1 protein-coding gene is annotated in these 788 nt (G+C 36.0%); it reads right to left on the minus strand.

What is annotated here, in order from left to right:
- Positions 1 to 39: 39 nt before the first annotated feature.
- Positions 40 to 663 (minus strand): hypothetical protein, encoded by a 624-nt coding sequence (locus EI161_RS14540; protein WP_192529988.1) that lies wholly within the window; start codon positions 661 to 663, stop codon positions 40 to 42.
- Between the last annotated feature and the right edge of the window lie 125 nt (positions 664 to 788).

Below are 788 nucleotides of genomic sequence, written 5' to 3' on the forward strand. Positions count from 1 at the left end.
ACGTTACTTTAATCAAAACCTCTTATCAGGTGTCCTAAATTAGTTGACCACTACACCCTCTTTAGGCCCTACAACGACATCGTTGTGACATTCAATGCTAGTAGTCACCTTAGCAATAGAGTTATGGGATAGATTGTATATTATGGATTGCCAGTTAGCTGTCGATAGACCATAGGTAGAGTCCCAACCAAGTATTAAATACCAAGTATGTTCTGGTAGATCTAAAAATAAATAATCCTCTAAAACATAGACTGCACCTATCAAAAACTTCTTTAAAGTCATAGATAAGTGATTTTGGCTAAGAGATTTTGTCATCTGCAATTTTTGGTATAGCTTCTGAATATCAGTGTTAAACGGTATCCTGTCAGTTTTGCTTCCTCCATTATGGAGCTTAATCAAATAGCTCGTTAAGGGTGATAAAAACACTTTCACTTCATGTACAGCTGTTGAATCACTATAAGTATTAGTATGGTAGCTATCGTCGTCAATAATGATAGTTGCCATAGGCAATTCAAATACGCTTTCTATCGTTAATGATTCATCACTGATACGGTCTATAAGCGTTTGCAATACTGGTTTTTTTAACACAGCACTATGAAAAATTAACGATAGCATTAAATCTGTGATAGTGAGCTTATGAACTTTATTAGCTATGCTATCCATCCAATGAGCCTTTCCTAAAAAGTGTGTAACTGCTTATAATCCACTAACAGGAGAATAAGCAATGACTAACCAATCTGACATCAAGAAACTGGCTGAGCAAATGGCCAGCAGCATGAAAAGCTTCG

This window comes from Psychrobacter sp. FME5 (assembly GCF_014861375.1).
Taxonomy (GTDB): domain Bacteria; phylum Pseudomonadota; class Gammaproteobacteria; order Pseudomonadales; family Moraxellaceae; genus Psychrobacter.